This window comes from Acinetobacter sp. 809848, from assembly GCF_000581275.1.
In the GTDB taxonomy this organism is placed as follows: Bacteria; Pseudomonadota; Gammaproteobacteria; order Pseudomonadales; family Moraxellaceae; genus Acinetobacter; species Acinetobacter pittii.
On sequence record NZ_JEXG01000109.1, the window covers coordinates 1 to 2,047 of the forward strand.

The 2,047-nt window shown below is 38.6% G+C and carries 2 protein-coding genes and 2 tRNA genes; all 4 read left to right on the forward strand.

Going from position 1 to position 2,047, the window contains the following annotated elements:
* A partial coding sequence (locus tag J536_RS23915) for a Nif3-like dinuclear metal center hexameric protein (RefSeq protein ID WP_032002022.1) occupies positions 1-724 on the forward strand: 724 nt, incomplete at its 5' end.
* Between the two features lie 145 nt (positions 725-869).
* Entirely contained in the window at positions 870-1,496 is a 627-nt protein-coding gene (locus J536_RS23920; RefSeq protein WP_000208083.1) for a superoxide dismutase, read from the forward strand.
* 146 nt (positions 1,497-1,642) lie between these two features.
* A tRNA-Asn gene (locus J536_RS23925) sits at positions 1,643-1,718 on the forward strand.
* A gap of 8 nt (positions 1,719-1,726) precedes the next feature.
* Positions 1,727-1,802, forward strand: a tRNA-Asn gene (locus tag J536_RS23930).
* Positions 1,803-2,047 lie beyond the last annotated feature (245 nt).

Genomic DNA, 2,047 nt, shown 5'->3' on the forward strand with positions numbered 1-2,047 from the left:
CCAAACCTTAAAAGCGGCAGAATTTAAAGATTACGCACCAAATGGCCTGCAAATTGAAGGTTCAACTGAAGTAAAACGTATCGTTTGTGCGGTTACTGCTTCCGAAGATGCGATTGATGCAGCAATTGCTCAAAATGCAGATTTATTACTCGTACATCATGGTTATTTTTGGAAGGGTGAACCGTATCCAATTACTGGAATGCGAGGCAACCGCATTAAAAAACTCATTCAAAATAATATTTCATTAGTCGCTTATCATCTACCTTTAGATGCACACCCAACTTTGGGCAACAATGTAGCGATTGCAGAAAAACTAAACTTGAAGAATTTAGAACCACTCGATTTAACCGAGAAACATCCGATTGGTAATATTGGTTATTTAGAGCAAGCAGTTTCTGTAGATGAGTTTAAAGCACAGCTTCAAAACAGTTTTGATTTTAAAGTGATTCATTTGCCAGCAGAAAAGCAAAGCATTCAAAAAGTAGGCTTCTGTACAGGCGGCGCTCAAGATTTTATTGCTAAAGCTGCTTTGCAAAATTGTGATGCTTATATTTCAGGTGAAGTCAGTGAACGAACTTTTTATGAAGCAAAAGAATTAGGGGTTCACTATTTCGCCTGTGGTCACCATGCTACTGAGCGTTATGGAGTTCAGCGTTTGGCACAAGCGATCTCAAAACAGTTTTCAATTGAAGCTGAATATTTTGAATTGAATAATCCGATTTAATTAAGTCTTTTTTTCAATCTGTGTTATGCGTATTAATTAGATCTTTATTGTGTATAGTTCTTTAAAACGATGCCCTATTGTTACCAGAATCATTTACAATAGAGCCACTTAATTGTATAACCCAGCAAATGCAAGGAATAGGAACATGACAACCATTACTTTACCTGCACTTCCATATGGCTATGATGATTTAGCGCCACATATTAGTAAAGAAACTTTAGAATACCATCACGATAAACACCACAATACCTATGTTGTTAACTTAAACAACTTAATCAAAGGGACTGACCTTGAAGGTAAAACTTTAGAAGAAATCATTAAAGCGACTGCTGGTGATGCATCTAAAGCTGGTATTTTCAACAATGCTGCTCAAGTTTGGAACCACACTTTCTACTGGAACAGCATGAAGCCAAATGGTGGTGGTAAGCCTACTGGCGCAATCGCTGCTAAAATTGACGAAGCTTTTGGTAGCTACGAAAAGTTTGCAGAAGAATTTACTGCTGCTGCAACAACTCAATTCGGTTCAGGTTGGGCTTGGTTAGTTGCTGATGAAGTAAACGGTAAATTATCTATTACTAAAACTTCTAATGCAGACACTCCACTTGCACATGGCCAAATTGCTGTATTAACAATTGACGTATGGGAACATGCTTACTACATCGATTTCCGTAACTTACGTCCTAAATACATCGCAACTTTCCTAGAAAGCCTTGTGAACTGGGACTATGCAAATGCAAAACTTGCAGGTCAACCAGCTGGTGTAGAGAAATAATTTTATTTCTTTATGAAAAACCACCCTATTTGGGGTGGTTTTTTTATTTTTAATACAGCAAAAGCATATTAATCAAGCAAACGATTCATTTTCTTTAATATTCTTATTGACGCTTTTAGATTTCATCCATAAAATGCGCATCAGATTCTCCAATAGCTCAGTCGGTAGAGCGACGGACTGTTAATCCGCAGGTCCCTGGTTCGAGCCCAGGTTGGAGAGCCATCTACTAATCTCCCATAGCTCAGTCGGTAGAGCGACGGACTGTTAATCCGCAGGTCCCTGGTTCGAGCCCAGGTGGGAGAGCCAAGATTCTAAAAGCCCGCATTTATTGCGGGTTTTTTCTTTTCTAATGATTTAATAATTTTTCATTATTTTGAATAAAATCAATGTTTCGAGTATTTTTAAACCAAACGATTAGATATTCACTCTAATTCTGTTATTAAGGCTTGACCCAGCCCTCTTTCCTGCCTAAAATCCTTTTCCAGATTCTCCCATAGCTCAGTCGGTAGAGCGACGGACTGTTAATCCGCAGGTCCCTGGTTCGAGCCCAG

Bases quoted from the DNA above. Each gene is read 5' to 3' on its own strand.
- J536_RS23920 (WP_000208083.1), top strand. From the start codon at position 870: ATGACAACCATTACTTTACCTGCACTTCCATATGGCTATGATGATTTA.